The sequence below is a fragment of the Aeromicrobium sp. CF3.5 genome (genome assembly GCF_051262695.1).
Lineage (GTDB): Bacteria > Actinomycetota > Actinomycetes > Propionibacteriales > Nocardioidaceae > Aeromicrobium.
This window is the reverse complement of sequence record NZ_JBIMEZ010000029.1, coordinates 1-824: the sequence shown is the minus strand read 5'-3', so window position 1 is coordinate 824 and position 824 is coordinate 1. Positions and strand designations below refer to the sequence as shown.

Below are 824 nucleotides of genomic sequence, written 5' to 3'. Positions count from 1 at the left end.
CTAGGGCGCGTCTCCTAAGTTGAGCGTGGTCTGGCTGGTTTTGTGGAGTCATGTCTCGTGAAGCTGTTCTGACCGATGACCAGTGGGCTCGGATCGAGCCGTTGATGCCGTCCTCTGATGGCGTGAAGTCGCGGCCGTTTCGTGACCACCGCCAGGTGGTTGAGGGCATCATCTACCGGTTCCGTACTGGTGTTGCGTGGCGTGATCTTCCCTGTGGTTTCGGGCCGTGGCAGACGGTCTGGAAGCGCCACAAGCGCTTCAGCGTCGATGGCACCTGGGACCGGATTCACACCAAGCTCGTGACCGCCGCTGATGCTGACGGCGACGTCGAGTGGGATGTGTCGGTCGACTCCACGATCAACCGCGCCCATCAGCACGCCACGACGCTGGCGCGTCACACAGGGGGCTGAATCGAGTTACAAGAACCCGCGGGTCGAGCCCGTCGATCACGCGATCGGCAGGTCTCGCGGCGGGTTGTCGACGAAGATCCACCAACTCGTCGATGGCCACTGTCGACCACTGGTCGTGCTCATCGGGCCCGGGCAAGGTGGCGATTCGCCGATGTTCGGCCCGCTGCTCGAACAGTTGTCCGTGGCCCGGATCGGACCCGGCCGTCCCCGGACCAGACCGGACAGAGTCTTGGGCGACAAGGCCTATTCTTCGCGGGCCAACCGGGCCTTGTTGCGCGGCCGCGGTATCGAGGCGGTGATCAGCGAGCCGTCCGACCAAGCCGGTCACCGGCGCCGTCGCGGGAGCGCCGGCGGCAGACCACCGGCCTTCGACGCCGAGGCCTACCGGCGACGCAACACCGTCGAACGATCCTT

General features: G+C 65.4%; 2 protein-coding genes. Both read left to right on the top strand.

Going from position 1 to position 824, the window contains the following annotated elements; genetic code table 11:
* Positions 1 to 50: 50 nt before the first annotated feature.
* On the top strand, positions 51 to 410 hold the full coding sequence (locus ACHAA3_RS16825; protein WP_435710249.1) for an IS5 family transposase: 360 nt from the start codon (positions 51 to 53) through the stop codon (positions 408 to 410).
* Positions 313 to 824 (top strand): transposase (locus ACHAA3_RS16820; protein ID WP_435710248.1); only part of this gene is annotated, 512 nt, incomplete at its 3' end. The genes ACHAA3_RS16825 and ACHAA3_RS16820, both read left to right, overlap by 98 nt.

Bases quoted from the DNA above. Each gene is read 5' to 3' on its own strand.
- ACHAA3_RS16825 (WP_435710249.1), top strand. From the start codon at position 51: ATGTCTCGTGAAGCTGTTCTGACCGATGACCAGTGGGCTCGGATCGAG.